This is a genomic window from uncultured Modestobacter sp. (assembly GCF_947486615.1).
Classification (GTDB): domain Bacteria; phylum Actinomycetota; class Actinomycetes; order Mycobacteriales; family Geodermatophilaceae; genus Modestobacter.
The window spans coordinates 256,149-273,019 of the sequence record NZ_CANKUD010000006.1 but is presented as its reverse complement, the minus strand read 5'-3'; the positions used below and the strand labels follow the sequence as shown (position 1 = coordinate 273,019).

The window sequence follows — 16,871 nt, the reverse complement described above, 5'->3', positions numbered from 1 at the left end:
GTCTCCATCCGCGCGGAGACCCCGACGACTGCGCACCGGCGACCGGGCCGACGGCGGATCAGCCGAGGGAGCGGATGAGGCCCTCCTGGGCGACGGTGGCCACGTGGGTGCCGTCGGCGGCCCAGATCTGCCCGAAGCACAGCGCCCGTCCACTGGCGGCCGCCGGGCTGTCGGTCTCGTAGAGGAACCACTCGTCGGCCCGCACCGGCCGGTGGAACCACACCGCGTGGTCCAGGCTGGCGCCGACCACCGAGCCGCCCCACCCACCACCGATCCGGGCCAGCCCGGCCGACAGCAGGGTCAGGTCACTGACGAAGGTCAGCGCCGCGGCGTGCACCGCATCGTCGTCCGGCAGCCGGCCGGCCACCCGGAACCACACCCGGAACGCGGTGTGCGGGGGCAGCCGGGGAGCCGGGTCGAACGGGTCGCTGAGGTAGCGCTGCTCCACCGCACGCCCGATCGCCTGCGACGCCTTGCCCTGCGCCGGGTGCGCGGCGGCGACCTCGGCCAGGCCGGGCAGCCCCTCGGGGCCGGGCACCTGCGGCATCGGCAGCGAGTGCTCGACCACCGGGCGCTCGCCGGCGGTGAAGTCGGCGGTCAGCGCGAAGATGGCGACGTCCTCGCCCTTGCGGGTCTGGCGCGCCACCACCCGCCGGGTGCTGAACGACCGGCCCTCACGGATCCGGTCCACCTCGTAGCGGATCTCCTCGTGCGGGTCGCCCGGGCGGAGGAAGTACGAGTGCAGCGAGTGCACCGTCCGCCCCGCCGGCACGCTCGCGTTGGCCGCGGTGAGGGCCTGGGCCGCCACCTGGCCGCCGAAGATCCGCTGCAGCGGAGTGCTCGGGGTCGTGCCGACGTAGAGGTCCGGACCGCGTTCCTCCAGGTCCAGGACCAGCATCAGCTCCGCAGCCGGGGTCTCCCCCGGCTGCGCGACCCCGGCCGTCACGCCTCGGTCCCCACCTCGTGGACGCGGATTAGGTTGGTGGACCCGGCGGTGTTCGGCGGGGAACCCGCCACGACCACGACCTGGTCACCCTCCTTGAGCCGGCCGATGGACAGCAGCGAGAAGTCGACCTGGGCGACCATGTCGTCGGTGTGCTCGACGGTGGGCACGATGAAGGTCTCCACGCCCCAGGACAGCGCCAGCCGGCTGCGCACCCGCGGGTCGTTGGTGAAGGCGAGGATCGGCAGCCGGGTGTGCAGCGCGGCCAGCCGCTGGGCGCTCTTGCCGGTGGAGGTGAACGCGGCGAGGGCGGCCACGTCGAGGGCCTCCCCGATGTCCTTGGCCGCGCGCACGATCGCGCCGGGGCGCGAGCCGGGCGCCCGGGTCACCGCAGGGCTGAGGATCTCGTCGGTCTCGATGGCGTCGATGATCCGCTCCATCGTCTTCACCGCGACGATCGGGAACTTGCCCACCGAGGTCTCCCCCGACAGCATCACCGCGTCGGCGCCGTCGAGCACGGCGTTGGCGACGTCGGAGGCCTCGGCGCGGGTCGGCCGGGAGTTCTCGATCATCGACTCGAGCATCTGCGTGGCCACGATGACCGGCTTGTTGTACTCACGGGCCACCTGCACCGCGCGCTTCTGCACCAGCGGCACCTGCTCGAGCGGGAGCTCCACGCCCAGGTCGCCGCGGGCGACCATGACGCCGTCGAACGCCTCGACGATCGCCTCGAGGTTCTCGACCGCCTCCGGCTTCTCCAGCTTGGCGATCACCGGCACCACGACGTCCTCCTGGTGCATGATCTCGCGCACCAGCTCGACGTCGCGGGCGTGCCGGACGAAGGACAGCGCGACGAAGTCCACGCCCAGGGAGAGCGCGAAGCGCAGGTCCTCGGCGTCCTTCTCCGACATCGCCGGCACGCTGACAGCGACCCCGGGCAGCGACAGGCCCTTGTTGTTCGAGATCGGCCCGCCCTCGAGCACCAGGCAGAAGACGTCGGGGCCGTTGACCTCGACGACGGTCAGCGCGAGCTTGCCGTCGTCGACGAGCAGCCGGTCGCCCACCCGGGCGTCGTTGGCGAGGTCCTTGTAGGTCGTGGAGACGCGCTCGGCGGTGCCCTCGACGTCGTCGACGGTGATGCAGACGCGGGCGCCGGTCTCCCAGACGACCGGGCCGTCGGCGAACGTACCGAGGCGGATCTTGGGGCCCTGCAGGTCGGCGAGGATGGCGACGGCGCGGCCGACCTTGTCCGAGGCCTGGCGCACGAGGCGGTAGGCGGTCTCGTGGTCGGCGTGCTTGCCGTGGCTGAAGTTGAGGCGGGCGACGTCCATGCCGGCCTCGACGAGGGCGGTGATCTGCTCCAGGGAGCCGGTGGCCGGGCCCAGCGTGCAGACGATCTTGGCGCGACGAGACATGAGGCAAAACTAGTCGCTCCTCGGGCGGACACAGCGGACCGGGTCCGTCGTGTCCCCCCGAGGGGCGGTAGTCGTCAGGGACGTCTCATCCCCCCGGTGACCAGCGCCGACCGGTGGCCGGCGATCGGTTCAGCGCAGCGGGACGGCGTCCGGGGTCACCGGGCGGGGCAGCATCGACTCACCGGTCAGCCAGGTGTCGACGGCCGCGGCCGCGGCGCGGCCCTCCGCGATGGCCCAGACGATCAGTGACTGGCCGCGGCCCATGTCCCCGGCCACGAAGACGCCCGGCACGCTGGACATGTAGTCGCCGTCCCGGGTGACCCGGCCGCGCTCGTCGACGCCGCAGCCCAGCCCCTCGACCAGCCCGGTGGTCTCCGGCCCGGTGTAGCCCAGCGCGAGCAGCACCAGGTCGGCGGGCAGCTCCCGGGTGCTGTTCGGCACCGGGACGCGCTGACCGTCCACCAGCTCGATCTCGGTCACCTGGATGCCGCGGACGTGTCCCTGCTCGTCCCCCAGGAACGCCTCGGTGTTGACGGCGAACAGCCGCTCGCCGCCCTCCTCGTGCGCCGGGGAGACCCGCAGCACCATCTCGTAGGTCGGCCAGGGGTTGTCCTGCGGCCGGGTGCCCGTTGGTGCCGGCTTGTAGTCCAGCTGGGCCACGCTCGCCGCGCCCTGCCGGTGCGCGGTGCCCAGGCAGTCGGCACCGGTGTCGCCACCGCCGATGATCACCACGTGCTTGCCCTTGGCCGACAGCGGCGGGTCGTCGAGCTCGCCGAGGGCCTCACGGTTGCCGAAGGGCAGGTACTCCATGGCGAAGTGCACGCCGTCCAGCTCGCGGCCGGGCAGCGGCAGGTCGCGGGCGACCGGGGTGCCGATGGCCAGGACGACGGCGTCGTGCTCGGCCCGCAGCGCCTCGACGGTGAGCGCACCCTCGCCGGTGCCGCCGACGTGCACGTCGGTGACGAACCGGGTGCCCTCGGCGCGCATCTGGTCCAGCCGGCGGTCCAGGTGGCGCTTCTCCATCTTGAACTCGGGGATGCCGTAGCGGATGAGCCCGCCGATCCGGTCGTCCCGCTCGTACACGGTGACCTCGTGCCCGGCCCGGGTCAGCTGCTGAGCGGCGGCCAGCCCGGCCGGCCCGGAGCCGATGACGGCCACCTTCTTGCCGGTCAGCTCCGCCGGCGGCTGCGGGGTGACCCAGCCGTTGACGAACGCCTGGTCGATGATCTCCCACTCGATCTGCTTGATCGTGACCGGTGAGTTCTCCAGGTTGAGCACGCAGGCGGACTCGCACGGCGCCGGGCAGAGCTTCCCGGTGAACTCGGGGAAGTTGTTCGTGGCGTGCAGCCGCTCGATCGCCTCCTGCCAGTCGTCCCGGCGGGCGAGGTCGTTCCACTCCGGGATCAGGTTGCCCAGCGGGCAGCCGTGGTGGCAGAACGGGATGCCGCAGTCCATGCAGCGCGCGGCCTGCTCCCGCACCGCGGCCACCGGGAAGACGGCGTCCTCGCCGGTGTCGCGGGTCAGGTAGACCTCCCGCCAGTCGAGCAGGCGCAGGTCGACCGGCCGCCGCGGCGGCATCTGCCGGTCGTACTTGAGGAAACCGGTCTGATCAACCACGTGCCGCCTCCATGACAGCTCGGTCCACGTCGTACCCGGCGGCCTCGGCGGCCCGCCGGGCCTCCATCGCGCGCCGGTAGTCCCGCGGCATGACGACGCTGATCCGCCCGGACCACCGGCCCCAGTCGGCCAGCAGGCTGGTGGCCACCGATGAGTCGGTGGCCTCCCGGTAACGCTGCAGGACCTCGCGCAGCCACTGCGAGCCGTGCACGTCCAGCTCCTCGACGTCCACCATCTCGGTGTTGACCCGGTGCCGGGCGAGGTCGAGCACGTAGCCGATGCCACCGGACATGCCGGCGGCGATGTTGCGGCCGGTCGGCCCGAGGATGACCGCGGTGCCGCCGGTCATGTACTCCAGCGCGTGGTCACCGACGCCCTCGACGATCGCGAGGGCACCGGAGTTGCGGACGCAGAACCGCTCCCCCACCCGGCCGCGCAGGAACAGCTCGCCACCGGTGGCGCCGTAGCCGATCACGTTGCCGGCGATGACGTTGTCCTCGGCGGCGAAGCTGGCCTCCGGGGCGGGGCGGACGACGATCCGCCCACCGGACAGGCCCTTGCCGACGTAGTCGTTGGCGTCGCCGACCAGGGTCATGGTGATCCCACGCGGCAGGAACGCCCCGAAGGACTGCCCGGCCGACCCGGTGAAGGTCAGGTCGATGGTGCCGTCGGGCAGCCCCTCGCCACCGAAGCGGCGGGTGACCATCGCGCCGAGCATCGTGCCGACGGTGCGGTTGACGTTGCGCACCGGCAGCTCCAGGTGCACCGGGCGGGCATCGAGCAGCGCGCCCTCGCAGAGCTGGATCAGCGTCTGGTCCAGGGCGACGTCCAGGCCGTGGTCCTGGTCGCGGACCTTGCGCCGCGGGGTGCCCTCGGGCAGCTCCGGCACGGCCAGGATCGGTCGCAGGTCCAGCCCCGAGGCCTTCCAGTGGTCGACCGCCGGGGTGACGTCGAGCAGCTCGGCGTGGCCCACCGCCTCGTCGATCGAGCGGAAGCCCAGCTCGGCGAGGTACCCGCGGACCTGCTGGGCCAGGAACTCGAAGTAGGTCACCACGAACTCGGCCTTGCCGGTGAACCGCTTGCGCAGCTCCGGGTTCTGGGTGGCGATGCCGACCGGGCAGGTGTCGAGGTGGCAGACCCGCATCATCACGCAGCCCTCGACCACCAGCGGCGCGGTGGCGAAGCCGAACTCCTCGGCGCCCAGCAGCGCGGCGACGATGACGTCGCGGCCGGTCTTCATCTGCCCGTCCACCTGGACGACGATCCGGTCGCGCAGCCCGTTGGCCAGCAGTGTCTGCTGCGTCTCGGCCAGGCCGATCTCCCAGGGGATGCCGGCGTGCTTGAGCGAGGTCAGCGGCGCGGCACCGGTGCCGCCGTCGAAGCCGGAGACCAGGACGACGTCCGCCTTGGCCTTGCTGACCCCGGCGGCGACGGTGCCGATGCCGGACTCGGCGACCAGCTTGACGTGCACCCGCGCCTGGTCGTTGGCGTTCTTCAGGTCGTGGATGAGCTGCTTGAGGTCCTCGATCGAGTAGATGTCGTGGTGCGGCGGCGGGCTGATCAGGCCGACGCCCGGGGTGGAGTGCCGGGTGCGGGCCACCCACGGGTAGACCTTGCTGCCGGGCAGCTGGCCGCCCTCGCCGGGCTTGGCGCCCTGGGCCATCTTGATCTGGATGTCGTCGGCGTTGACCAGGTACTCGCTGGTGACGCCGAACCGGCCGCTGGCCACCTGCTTGATCGAGCTGCGGCGCAGGTCGCCGTTGGCGTCGGGGGTGAACCGGTCGGGGTCCTCGCCGCCCTCACCGGTGTTGGACCGGCCGCCCAGCCGGTTCATCGCGATCGCCAGGGTCTCGTGCGCCTCGGCGGAGATCGAGCCGTAGCTCATCGCGCCGGTCTGGAACCGCTTGACGATCTCGCTGACCGGCTCGACCTCGTCGATCGGCACGGCGGGACGCTCACCGGTCTTGAGCGCGAACAGGCCACGCAGCGTCGCCGCCTCGGCCGAGAGCCCGTCGACGGTGTCGGTGTAGCGCTGGAAGACGTCGTACTGCCGGGACCGGGTGGCGTGCTGGAGCAGGAACACCGTCTCGGGGTTGAACAGGTGCACCTCGCCCTCGCGGCGCCACTGGTACTCCCCACCGGTCTCCAGCCGCCGGTGCGCGGTCTCGGTCGGGTTGCTCGGGTACGCGCGGCGGTGCCGCATCGCCACCTCTTCGGCGAGCACGTCCAGCCCGACGCCGTCCAGGGTGGCGGAGGTGCCGGTGAAGTACTCGTCGACGACGGCCTTGGACAGGCCGACGGTCTCGAAGATCTGCGCCATCGTGTACGAGCCGACGGTGCTGATGCCCATCTTGCTCATCACCTTGAGCACGCCCTTGCCCATGGCCTTGACCACGTTGCGGACGGCGGCGGCGGGCTGCACGCCGGTGAGCGTGCCGGTGCGGATCAGGTCCTCGACGCTCTCGAAGGCCAGGTAGGGGTTCACCGCGGCCGCGCCGTAGCCCAGCAGCAGCGCGACGTGGTGCACCTCGCGGCAGTCACCGGACTCGACGACCAGGCCGACCTCCATCCGGGTGCGCTCGCGCACCAGGTGGTGGTGGACGGCGGCCGTCATCAGCAGCGACGGGATGGGCGCGCGCTTCTCGTCGCAGTCCCGGTCGGACAGCACGATGACCCGAGCGCCGGCGGCGATCGCCTTGCTCACCTTGGTGCGCAGGTCGGTGATGGCCTGGGTCAGCGCCGGGCCACCGCCGTTGACGTCGAAGTGGCCGGTGATCCGCACCGCGGCGAAGCCCGGCAGGTCGCCGTCGTCGTCGATGTGCAGGATCTTGGCCAGCTCGTCGTTGTCGATCACCGGGTAGGGCAGGAACACCTGCCGGCAGGACGCCGGGGTGGCGTCCAGCAGGTTCTGCTCGGGCCCGAAGGTGCGGCCCAGGCTGGTCACCAGCTCCTCGCGGATGGCGTCCAGCGGCGGGTTGGTGACCTGGGCGAACAGCTGGGTGAAGTAGTCGTAGAGCTGCCGTGAGCGGTCCGACAGCGAGGCGATCGGGGTGTCGGTGCCCATCGAGCCGATCGGCTCGGCACCGCTGGCCGCCATCGGCTGCACGAGGATGCGCAGCTCTTCCTCGGTGTAGCCGAACAGCTGCTGCCGGCGGACGACGGACTCGTGGCTGGGCCGGGAGCGGCGCCGCTCGGGCAGCGACGGCAGGTGCACCAGGCCGGCGTGCAGCCAGTCGTCGTAGGGAGCCTCGGCGGCCAGCGCCCCCTTGACGTCCTCGTCGGAGACGATCGCGCCGGCGGTGGTGTCGACGAGGAACATCCGGCCCGGCTGCAGCCGGCCCTTGGCCACCACGTCGCCGGCCGGGATGTCCAGCACGCCGGCCTCGCTGGCCAGCACGACCAGGTCGTCCTTGGTGCGCCACCAGCGACCGGGGCGCAGGCCGTTGCGGTCCAGGACCGCGCCGATCAGCGTGCCGTCGGTGAAGGCGACGCAGGCCGGGCCGTCCCAGGGCTCCATGATCGAGGAGTGGAACCGGTAGAAGGCGCGGCGGGCCGCGTCCATCTCGTCGTGGTTCTCCCACGCCTCCGGGATCATCATCAGCACCGCGTGCGGCAGTGACCGGCCGGACAGGTGGATCAGCTCGAGCACCTCGTCGAAGGTGGCCGAGTCGCTGAAGTCGCTGGCGGTGACCGGGAAGATCCGTTCCAGCCCGAGCTCGCTGGCAGGTCCCGCCGGGCCGTCGAAGAGCTCGGTCTCCAGCTTCGCCTCGCGGGCCCGCATCCGGTTGCGGTTGCCCTTGATGGTGTTGATCTCGCCGTTGTGCGCGATGAAGCGGAACGGGTGGGCCAGCGGCCAGCTCGGGAAGGTGTTCGTGGAGAACCGGCTGTGCACCAGCGCGATCGCCGACTCGTAGCGCTCGTCCTGGAGGTCGGGGAAGAACGCGGGCAGCTGGTCGGTGGTCAGCATGCCCTTGTAGGTGATCGTGCGGGAGGACAGCGAGGCGATGTAGCAGCTGGTGCCGGCGTCCCGGGCGGCGCGCTCGACCCGCTTGCGCAGCACGAAGGACCGCCGCTCCAGCCGGGTGACCCCGTGCGGGGCGGCGGTGCCGCCGAAGGCCTTCGCGTCGGCCCGCGCGCCGATCGTCTCGGCGACGAACAGCTGGGCGAAGTGCGGCATGACCGCTCGCGCCGTCGGGCCCAGGTCGGCGCCGTCGGGGTCGACCGGCAGCTCGCGCCAGCCCAGGACGGTCAGGCCCTCCTCGGCGGCGAGGCCGGCGACGGCGTCGACGACGGAGGCGCGCTCGGCCTCGTCGGCCGGCAGGAAGGCGATGCCCACGGCGTACTCGCCCAGCGGCGGCAGGTCGAAGTCGACGCTGCCGCGCAGCAGGGCGTCGGGGACCTGGGTGAGGATGCCCGCCCCGTCACCGGAGTTCGGCTCGGAGCCGGCGGCGCCGCGGTGGTCGAGGTTGTGCAGCGCGGTGAGGCCGGCGGCCACGATCGACCGGGAGCGGCGTCCCCGCGCGTCGGCGACGAAGGCGACGCCACAGGCGTCGTGCTCCCGCGCCGGGTCGTAGAGACCCGTGGCGGCCGGCAGGGCGGAGAACGGGACGGCGGTGCCTGGTGCGTCCGGGGACGGCAGGGCCCCGGCGGACTGGGGCAGGGCGGCGAGGTCGGACATGTCACTCCCGTCGTCGGCTGGCCGCGGCGCCGGCCGCCGGGGCGGTGGCGCTGGTGCGGGGGGTCACGCAGACCCCGCCGGGTCGTGTCGAAGCGGGTGGGGCGGTGCGGGGAGGACCGGAGCGGTCCGACGGGTGGGGCATCGGGGCCGGCGGGACACGGTACGTCGAGCCGGTCCCTGCTCCCCGCGCGCCCGCGGGGTGTGGTGTCCGCGGGGGTGGTCGTGTGCGGGGCAGCGCTGGCCCGGTTCCGACGTCGCCGGCCGGCCCAGGATCACTGGTCGGCCGACGACGAGCGTACACAGCGGCGACACCTCAGCGACATGTCGCGCAGGTCTCACCATGGTGACGACGCGGGGACGTCGCCGGGGCCGGAGGGGTGGCCGGCCCGGGCCCGCCGGGCGGCGGTCAGCCCGCCGGGGGCGGCGTACCCGGGCGGCGGTCCCCCGACGCGTCGTCGGGCTCCCCCGACCGGGAGGCGGGTGTCGCGGCACCCTCGCCGGCAGGCGCGCCGTCGGCCGTGGCCGTGCTGGACGTGGCCGTGCTGGCCGTGGCTGTGCTGCCGGTCGCTGCCGCACCTGCCGGGGCGTCGGCGGTGGCCCGCCCGGCGCCCGCGGGCTGCCCCTTCGCGGCCTGCTCCTTCGCCGCCTGGTCGGCGCCGCGGGTGATGACCTCCCGCGGCCGGCCACGCTGGGCGAACAGGTAGGCCACCGCGAGCAGCCCCACGACGATCGAGGTGAAGACGTTGAGCCGGATGCCGAAGAACTGCTCGGCGGTGTCGATCCGCAGCGCCTCGATCCACACCCGGCCGGCGCAGTAGGCGGCGACGTAGAGCGCGAACGCCCGCCCGTGGGAGAGCCGGAAGCGGCGGTCGGCCCAGATGACCAGCAGCGCCACCCCGACGTTCCACAGCAGCTCGTAGAGGAACGTGGGGTGGAAGGTGCCCAGCACCAGCGCGGACCCGTCAGGACCGGCCAGCGCCTGCCCGGCGGAGGCGTCCCAGCGGTGGATCGTGAGCGCCCAGGGCAGGTCGGTGGGGCCGCCGTACAGCTCGTTGTTGAACCAGTTGCCCAGCCGGCCGACCGCCTGGGCCAGGACGATGCCCGGGGCCAGCGCATCGGCCCAGGCCGGCAGCGGGATGCCGCGCCGGCGGCAGCCGATCCAGGCGCCGAGCCCGCCGAAGGCGATGGCGCCCCAGATGCCCAGGCCGCCCTCCCAGATGGCGAAGGCCCGCAGCGGGTCCCCGCCCTCCCCGAAGTACGGCTCGGGGGTGCTGATCACGTGGTAGATGCGGCCACCGACGATGCCGAAGGGCACCGCCCAGACGGCGATGTCCAGCACGTCGCCGGGGGCACCGCCGCGGGCGACCCAGCGGCGCTCGCCGAGCCAGGCGGCCACCACGATGCCGGCGATGATGCACAGCGCGTAGGCGCGCAGCGGGAACGGTCCGATCTCCCAGACGGCCTGGGCCGGGCTCGGGATCGCAGCGAGCACGGTCATGCCCGCACCTTCGCACGTCGGACGCCGGCGGCGAGCTCTTCGGACAGGACACGCACGCCGTCGGGACCCCGCCCCTCGAGCAGGGTGCGCACGTAGGCCGAGCCGACGATCACGCCGTCGGCGAAGCCGGCCACCTCGGCGGCCTGGTCGCCGTCGGAGACACCCAGCCCGACGCAGATCGGCAGGTCGCCGGCGACCGCCCGGGTCCGGGAGACCAGCCGCTCGGCGGCGTCGCCGACCGTGGCGCGGGTGCCGGTGACGCCCATCGTGGAGGCGGCGTAGACGAAGCCCCGGCAGGCGGCGAGGGTGCTGGCCAGCCGGACGTCGGTCGACGACGGCGCGACGAGGAACACCCGGTCCAGGCCGGTGCGCTCGCTGGCGGCCAGCCAGGCGCCCGCCTCGTCCGGGATCAGGTCGGGGGTGATTACGCCGGCGCCGCCGGCCGCGGCGAGGTCGTCGGCGAACCGGTCGACGCCGTAGCGCTCGATCGGGTTCCAGTAGCTCATCACCACCGGCACCGCGCCGGCCTCGGCCACCGCGCTGACCGCCCGCAGCACGTCGGGAAGCCCCACCCCGGCCCGGACGGCGACGTCCACGGCCTCCTGGATGACCGGGCCGTCCATCCCCGGGTCGGAGTAGGGCACCCCGACCTCGACGACGTCGGCGCCGCCCTCGACGGCGGCGACCATGGCCGCGATCGAGGTGTCCACGTCGGGGTACCCGACGGGCAGGTAGGCGACCAGTGCGGCCCGGCCCTCGGCCCGCGCCGCGGCGATCCGCTCCTGCAGGGCGCTCACGCCTGCTCCCCCGCGTCCGGGCCGGCGACGGCCTCGTCGTTGCTGACCGCACCGTCCGTGGCGCGCTGGTCCTCGTCCAGTCCCGGACCGGGCTCGGCGCCGCGGCCGGCCTCCACGGCGCGCTCGTCGCCGTCCGTGGGGGCGGTCTGCTCACCCAGCCCGAACCAGGCGCTGGCGGTCTCGACGTCCTTGTCGCCGCGGCCGGAGAGGTTCACCAGCAGCACGGGAGGCTCATCCCCCCGCCCACCGGTCCCCCTCGACCCGAGCTCCTGGCCGATCTGCATCGCCCCGGCCAGCGCGTGCGCGGACTCGATCGCCGGGATGATGCCCTCGGTGCGGCACAGCAGCGCGAAGGCCTCCATCGCCTGCGCGTCGGTGACCGGCCGGTACTCCGCACGCCCGATGTCGTTGAGGAAGGAGTGCTCGGGCCCCACGCCCGGGTAGTCCAGCCCGGCGGAGATCGAGTGCGACTCGATGGTCTGCCCGTTGACGTCCTGCAGCAGGTAGGACCGCGCGCCGTGCAGCACGCCGGGGTCCCCGCCGGTGATCGTGGCGGCGTGCCGCCCGGTCTCGACGCCGTCGCCGCCGGCCTCCAGGCCGACCAGCCGCACCCCGTCGTCGGGCACGAAGGCGGTGAAGATCCCGATCGCGTTCGACCCGCCGCCCACGCAGGCCAGGACGACGTCGGGCAGCCGGCCCTCGCGCTCGAGCAGCTGGGCGCGGGCCTCGTCGCCGATCACCCGCTGGAAGTCCCGGACCATCGCCGGGAAGGGGTGCGGGCCGGCGACGGTGCCGAAGACGTAGTTGGTGGTCTCGACGTTGGTCACCCAGTCGCGGAACGCCTCGTTGATCGCGTCCTTGAGCGTGCGGGAGCCGGTGGTGACCGGGATGACCTCGGCGCCGAGCAGCCGCATCCGGGCGACGTTGAGCGCCTGGCGGCGGGTGTCCTCCTCGCCCATGTAGACGGTGCAGGAGAGCCCCATCAGCGCCGCGGCGGTGGCGGTGGCCACCCCGTGCTGGCCGGCGCCCGTCTCGGCGATCACCCGCTGCTTGCCGATCCGCTTGGTCAGCAGCGCCTGACCCAGCACGTTGTTGATCTTGTGCGAGCCGGTGTGGTTCAGGTCCTCGCGCTTGAGCAGCACCCGCGCGCCGCCGCAGTGCTCGGCGAACTTCGGCACCTCGGTGATCGGGCTGGGCCGGCCGGTGTAGTCCCGCTGCAGCCGGGCGAACTCCGCGAGGAAGGCGGGGTCGACCCGCATCGCCTCGTAGGCCTCGGTGAGCTCGTCGAGGGCGGCGATCAGCGCCTCCGGCACGAACCGGCCGCCGTAGACGCCGAAGTGGCCGGTGGCGTCCGGCCACTCCGGGCGCGCCCCGTCGTCTCGGGAACTGGCGTCGGGGACGTCAGGGGCCGGGGCGTGCGCGGAGAGGGTCATGCCCTCCAGCGTAGGCGGAAGGACCTCCCTGCCCCCCACCGCTCTTGCCTCGCGGCGGGCCCCTGCAGGGAGGTCGGTGTCAGCGGGAGGCGCGTGGGGTCGCCGGGTGCGAGCCGGCCGTGACCAGGTCGGCGACCGCCTGCCGCGGGTCGCCGGCGGTGACCAGGCCCTCGCCGACCAGCACCGCGTCGGCGCCGGCGCCGGCATAGCTGATCAGGTCGTGCGGGCCGCGGACGCCGGACTCGGCGACCTTGACCACCTCACTGGGCAGACCGGGGGCGATCCGCTCGAAGGTCGAGCGGTCGACCGACAGCGTGGTCAGGTCGCGGGCGTTGACGCCGATCACGGTCGCCCCGGCGGTCAGCGCGCGGTCGGCCTCTGCCTCGCTGTGCACCTCGACCAGGGCGGTCATGCCGAGGGACTCGACCCGCTCGAGCAGGCCGGTGAGCACCGGCTGGTCGAGGGCGGCGACGATCAGCAGGACGACGTCGGCACCGTGCGCCCGGGCCTCGTGCACCTGGTAGCTGCTGACCACGAAGTCCTTGCACAGCACCGGGACGTCGACCGCGGCGCGCACCGCGGCCAGGTCGGCGTGCGAGCCGCCGAACCGGCGCCCCTCGGTCAGCACGCTGATCACCCGGGCTCCGCCGGCGGCGTACTGCACGGCCAGCGCGGCCGGGTCGGTGATGTCGGCGAGCGCGCCCTTGCTCGGGCTGCGCCGCTTGACCTCCGCGATCACCCCGACGCCGGGGGCACGCAGTGCGGCCTGGGCGTCCAGAGCCGGCCGGACCTCGCGGGCCGCGGCCTGCACCTCGGCCAGCGGGGTGGCGGCCTGCCGGGCAGCGACGTCCTCACGGACGCCGGCGACGATGTCGTCGAGGACGCTCACGACCCCTCCTCGGACCCCTCAGCATGTGGCACCGGCCCTGTACCGCACCACTCGGACAGCGCAGATCACTGTAGAGACGTGCCGGTCCGGCCAGCGGGCGGGGGGCGGTGCACCGCCCGCGCGGCCCGGGTGTAAACGTGGCTCGGGTCGCCGACCGGCCATGGTCGCCGACATGGTCGCCCTGCCTCCGTCTCCCGTCCCGCGGGGCGGCCGTGTTCGCCGACATGGCCGCTCGAGCGGGCGGCCGCGGCGGCGGGGCCTGCGTCAGACGGTCGGGTCGTCCCCGCGGTCCAGCGACCGCCAGGCCGCCTGGTGCCGGTCCTCGGCCGTCTCCGGCCGGGCGGCCCGGGGCGGCGCGGCCGGCGCCCCGGCGCGCTCGTACCGGCGGCCCATCCCCGGCCAGCCGCGGCCGCGCAGCACCACCAGCGCGCCGGCGAGCACCCCGAGCAGGCCCGCGACCAGGGTGAGCGCCGGCCAGGTGGTGACCGCGTCCGTGGTGACCTGCGAGCCGCCCAGCCCGACGGTGGCGCCCACGTCGGTGCCGTCGAGGTCCAGCTGGCCGGTCAGCCCGCGCAGCCCCGACCAGCCGAGCACCCCGCCGGCCACGGCGACCAGCAGCCCGACGACCACCCGACCGGCACCGCGGACGGCGATGACGGCCACCGCGGCGGCGAGCAGCAGCAGCCCGCAGGCGGACACCAGCGGCGCGGCCTGGCTGCCGGTGAGCACCGTCTCGGTGGGCGGCAGCGGCGCGGGCCGGGTGATGGTCACGTCCGCCCAGGGCTGGCCCGACGCCGACAGCGACAGCGCGCCGGCGAGCGTGCAGCCGAGCAGCGCGAGGGTGAGCTCCCGGCGCTCGGCGCGCGGTGGGCGCGCGGGCGCGCTCACCGCAGCTCCCGCAGCCCCTCGGCCGTCGCGATCGCCGAGAGCACCGCCCGGGCCTTGTGCCGGGTCTCGGCCTCCTCGGCGGCCGGGTCGCTGTCGGCGACGACCCCAGCACCGGCCTGCACGTACGCCCGCCCGTCGTGCAGCACCGCCGTCCGGATGGCGATCGCCATGTCCATGTCGCCGCTGGCGTCCAGGTAGCCGACCGTGCCGGCGTAGAGCGCGCGCCGGGTGGGCTCGAGGGACTCGATGACCTCCATCGCCCGCGGCTTGGGCGCCCCGGAGACGGTGCCGGCGGGGAACGTCGCGTCGAAGACGTCCAGGGCGTCCCGGCCCGGCGAGACCTGACCGGCCACGGTGGACACCAGGTGCATGACGTGGCTGTAGCGCTCGACCCGCATGAAGTCGGCCACCTCCACGGTGCCCGGCACGCTGACCCGGCCCAGGTCGTTGCGGGCCAGGTCGACCAACATCACGTGCTCGGCCCGCTCCTTGGGGTCGGCCATCAGCTCCTCGGTGAGCCGGACGTCGTCCTCGGGGGTGGCGCCGCGCGGGCGGGTCCCGGCCGGCGGGTGCACGATCGCCCGGTCGCCGGTCACGGTGACCAGCGCCTCCGGTGAGGAGCCGACCACGTCGAAGGGCGACTGCCGGCCGGCGAAGCGGAGCAGGTACATGTAGGGCGAGGGGTTGGTCGCCCGCAGCACCCGGTAGAGGTCGAGTGCGTCGACGTCGGTGGCCAGCTCGAACCGCTGGCTGAGCACGGTCTGGAAGACGTCGCCGGCCCGGACGTGCTCGCGGACCCGCTCGACCCCGGCCTCGTACTCCCCCGCCGCCATGTTGCTCACCACCGGCGGCGCGTCAGCGGTGGTCAGGGTGGCCACGCCCGGCGGCACGGCCTTGGTGAGGTCGGCGGCCATCGCGTCCAGCCGGGTCACCGCGTCGTCGTAGCCGGCGGCCGAGCCGTCGAGCACGTTGGCGATGAGCAGCACCGTGCCGTCGGTGTGGTCGAGGACGGCGAGGTCGGTGACCAGCATCATCGCCAGCTCCGGCATGCCCAGGTCGTCGGCGGCGCTCTGCGGCAGCCGCTCGAGCCGGCGCACCACGTCGTAGCCGAGGTAGCCGACCAGCCCACCCGTCAGCGGCGGCAGGTCGTCGACAGCGCCGCGCGGTGCGCGGAACCGGCGGGCCAGGGTGCGGACGGCGGCCAGCGGGTCGGTGGGCAGGTCGTCGGTGAGCCCGGGCAGCGGGTCGCCGAGCCAGGCGGTGGTCCCGTCCTGCTCGGTGAGCACGCCGGCGCTGCGGACGCCGACGAAGCTGTAGCGCGACCACTGCTTGCCCTGCTCGGCGGACTCCAGCAGCACCGTGCCGGGGCGGTTGCCGGCCAGCTTGCGGTAGACGCCGACCGCGGTCTCGCTGTCGGCGAGCAGCCGGCGGGTGACCGGGACCATCGCCGTCCCCACGCCCTCGCGCGCCAGGAACTCGGCGCGGCTGGGCACCGTGTCACCGAACGTCGGCACGCTGCACCTCCAGCGGGCGGTGGAAGCAGCTGCGCTCGCCGGTGTGGCAGGCGGGGCCCTCCTGGTCGACCAGCAGCAGCAGTGCGTCGCCGTCGCAGTCGAGCCGGACCTCGCGCACCCACTGCCGGTGGCCCGACGTCTCGCCCTTGGCCCAGTACTCCTCGCGGCTGCGCGACCAGTAGGTGGCCCGGCCGCTGGTCAGCGTGCGGCGCAGGGCCTCGTCGTCCATCCAGGCGACCATGAGGACCTCGCCGGTGTCGTGCTGCTGGGCGACGGCGGCGACGAGCCCGGCGGGGTCCCGGCGGAGCAGCGTGGCGACCTCGGGGTCGAGCCGGGGGCCGGTGGCGGGGGCGGACATGCCGCTGATCGTCCCACCGCTCCCCCGCCCGGTCAGGGCCCGGGGGCGGCCGGGGGCCGGGGAGCCGCGCCGGTGCGGCGTTGCGCCCAGGCCCGGCTCGCCGGCAGCGCGACCAGCACGCCGGAGGCTCCGGCCAGCAGCGTGAAGACGAGAGGGAGCGCCACGGTCGGCGCGGTGTCCAGCAGCTGCCCGCTGCCGGAGCCGACCAGCCACCAGAGCGACAGCACGACCAGCGCACCGTCGGCGAGCACCAGCCACTGCCAGCGGCCGGCCAGCGCCAGGGCCGCGCCGGTGACCAGCAGCGCGGCCAGGACCAGTTGCAGGACGACGACGCCGGTGCCGGCCATCCCGTCGGGCCGGCGGACGACGGTGAGCAGCGCGGCGAAGGCGGCGAGGAACAGCGTGCACATCAGCAGCAGCGCGCCGGCGGCGAAGCCGAGCGCCGTCCCGACGACGACAGGGACCGGCCGCGGGTCCACGGGCCGGCCGGGCGGCTGCTGCCCGGCGTACGGCTGCCCGGCGTACGGCGCCGGCCACTGCTCGGGCGGCGGGTAGGACGGCGAGCCGTAGGACGGCGGGCCGTAGGGCGGCGGGCCGTAGGGCGGCGGGCCGTACGGGGGCTGGCCGTACGGGGGCTGGCCGTACGGGGGCTGGCCGTACGGGGGCTGGCCGTACGGGGGCTGGCCGTGGTGGGGCGGCGGGTAGGGGGCCTGGCCGGAGGCCACCGGTGGGTCCATCGGCGGGGCGTAGCGGGGCGGGCCCTGGTAGGGCACCGCGTTCCAGTCCACGCCGTCCGAGTCCTCGGCCGGGCGAGGGTCCTCCGTCACGCCGTCGTCCTCAT

12 protein-coding genes are annotated in these 16,871 nt (G+C 74.3%); all 12 read right to left on the bottom strand.

Features of this window, described 5'->3' with window-relative positions; genetic code table 11:
- Nucleotides 1-58: 58 nt before the first annotated feature.
- Nucleotides 59-946 (bottom strand): acyl-CoA thioesterase II, encoded by an 888-nt coding sequence (locus Q1A09_RS13675; RefSeq protein ID WP_299955794.1) that lies wholly within the window; start codon nucleotides 944-946, stop codon nucleotides 59-61.
- Nucleotides 943-2,358, bottom strand: a complete 1,416-nt coding sequence (pyk, locus tag Q1A09_RS13670) for a pyruvate kinase (RefSeq protein ID WP_299955792.1) — start codon at nucleotides 2,356-2,358, stop codon at nucleotides 943-945. The genes Q1A09_RS13675 and pyk overlap by 4 nt, the downstream gene beginning before the upstream one ends.
- A gap of 129 nt (nucleotides 2,359-2,487) precedes the next feature.
- Entirely contained in the window at nucleotides 2,488-3,975 is a 1,488-nt protein-coding gene (locus tag Q1A09_RS13665) for a glutamate synthase subunit beta (RefSeq protein ID WP_299955790.1), read from the bottom strand.
- Nucleotides 3,968-8,653 carry a glutamate synthase large subunit gene (gltB, locus tag Q1A09_RS13660; RefSeq protein WP_299955788.1) on the bottom strand — a complete coding sequence of 1,562 codons (4,686 nt, stop codon included), beginning with the start codon at nucleotides 8,651-8,653 and terminating at the stop codon, nucleotides 3,968-3,970. Before gltB ends, Q1A09_RS13665 begins: the two co-directional genes overlap by 8 nt.
- A 406-nt stretch (nucleotides 8,654-9,059) precedes the next feature.
- Nucleotides 9,060-10,151, bottom strand: a complete 1,092-nt coding sequence (gene lgt / locus Q1A09_RS13655; protein ID WP_299955786.1) for a prolipoprotein diacylglyceryl transferase — start codon at nucleotides 10,149-10,151, stop codon at nucleotides 9,060-9,062.
- Entirely contained in the window at nucleotides 10,148-10,948 is an 801-nt protein-coding gene (gene trpA / locus Q1A09_RS13650) for a tryptophan synthase subunit alpha (RefSeq protein ID WP_299955784.1), read from the bottom strand. Before trpA ends, lgt begins: the two co-directional genes overlap by 4 nt.
- Nucleotides 10,945-12,381, bottom strand: a complete 1,437-nt coding sequence (gene trpB / locus Q1A09_RS13645; protein ID WP_299955782.1) for a tryptophan synthase subunit beta — start codon at nucleotides 12,379-12,381, stop codon at nucleotides 10,945-10,947. The genes trpA and trpB overlap by 4 nt, the downstream gene beginning before the upstream one ends.
- 79 nt (nucleotides 12,382-12,460) lie before the next feature.
- Nucleotides 12,461-13,270: an indole-3-glycerol phosphate synthase TrpC gene (trpC, locus tag Q1A09_RS13640; protein ID WP_299955780.1), complete on the bottom strand. Its 810-nt coding sequence runs from the start codon at nucleotides 13,268-13,270 to the stop codon at nucleotides 12,461-12,463.
- 264 nt (nucleotides 13,271-13,534) lie between these two features.
- Nucleotides 13,535-14,158 (bottom strand): TIGR02234 family membrane protein, encoded by a 624-nt coding sequence (locus Q1A09_RS13635; RefSeq protein ID WP_299955779.1) that lies wholly within the window; start codon nucleotides 14,156-14,158, stop codon nucleotides 13,535-13,537.
- A complete protein-coding gene (locus Q1A09_RS13630) occupies nucleotides 14,155-15,672 on the bottom strand; it encodes an anthranilate synthase component I (protein WP_299955777.1) in 1,518 nt (505 codons plus the stop codon). Before Q1A09_RS13630 ends, Q1A09_RS13635 begins: the two co-directional genes overlap by 4 nt.
- Nucleotides 15,656-16,030, bottom strand: coding sequence for a phosphoribosyl-AMP cyclohydrolase (gene hisI / locus Q1A09_RS13625; protein WP_299955775.1), 375 nt, complete (start codon nucleotides 16,028-16,030; stop codon nucleotides 15,656-15,658). The genes Q1A09_RS13630 and hisI overlap by 17 nt, the downstream gene beginning before the upstream one ends.
- Before the next feature lie 32 nt (nucleotides 16,031-16,062).
- Entirely contained in the window at nucleotides 16,063-16,857 is a 795-nt protein-coding gene (locus tag Q1A09_RS13620) for a hypothetical protein (RefSeq protein WP_299955773.1), read from the bottom strand.
- Nucleotides 16,858-16,871: the final 14 nt, after the last annotated feature.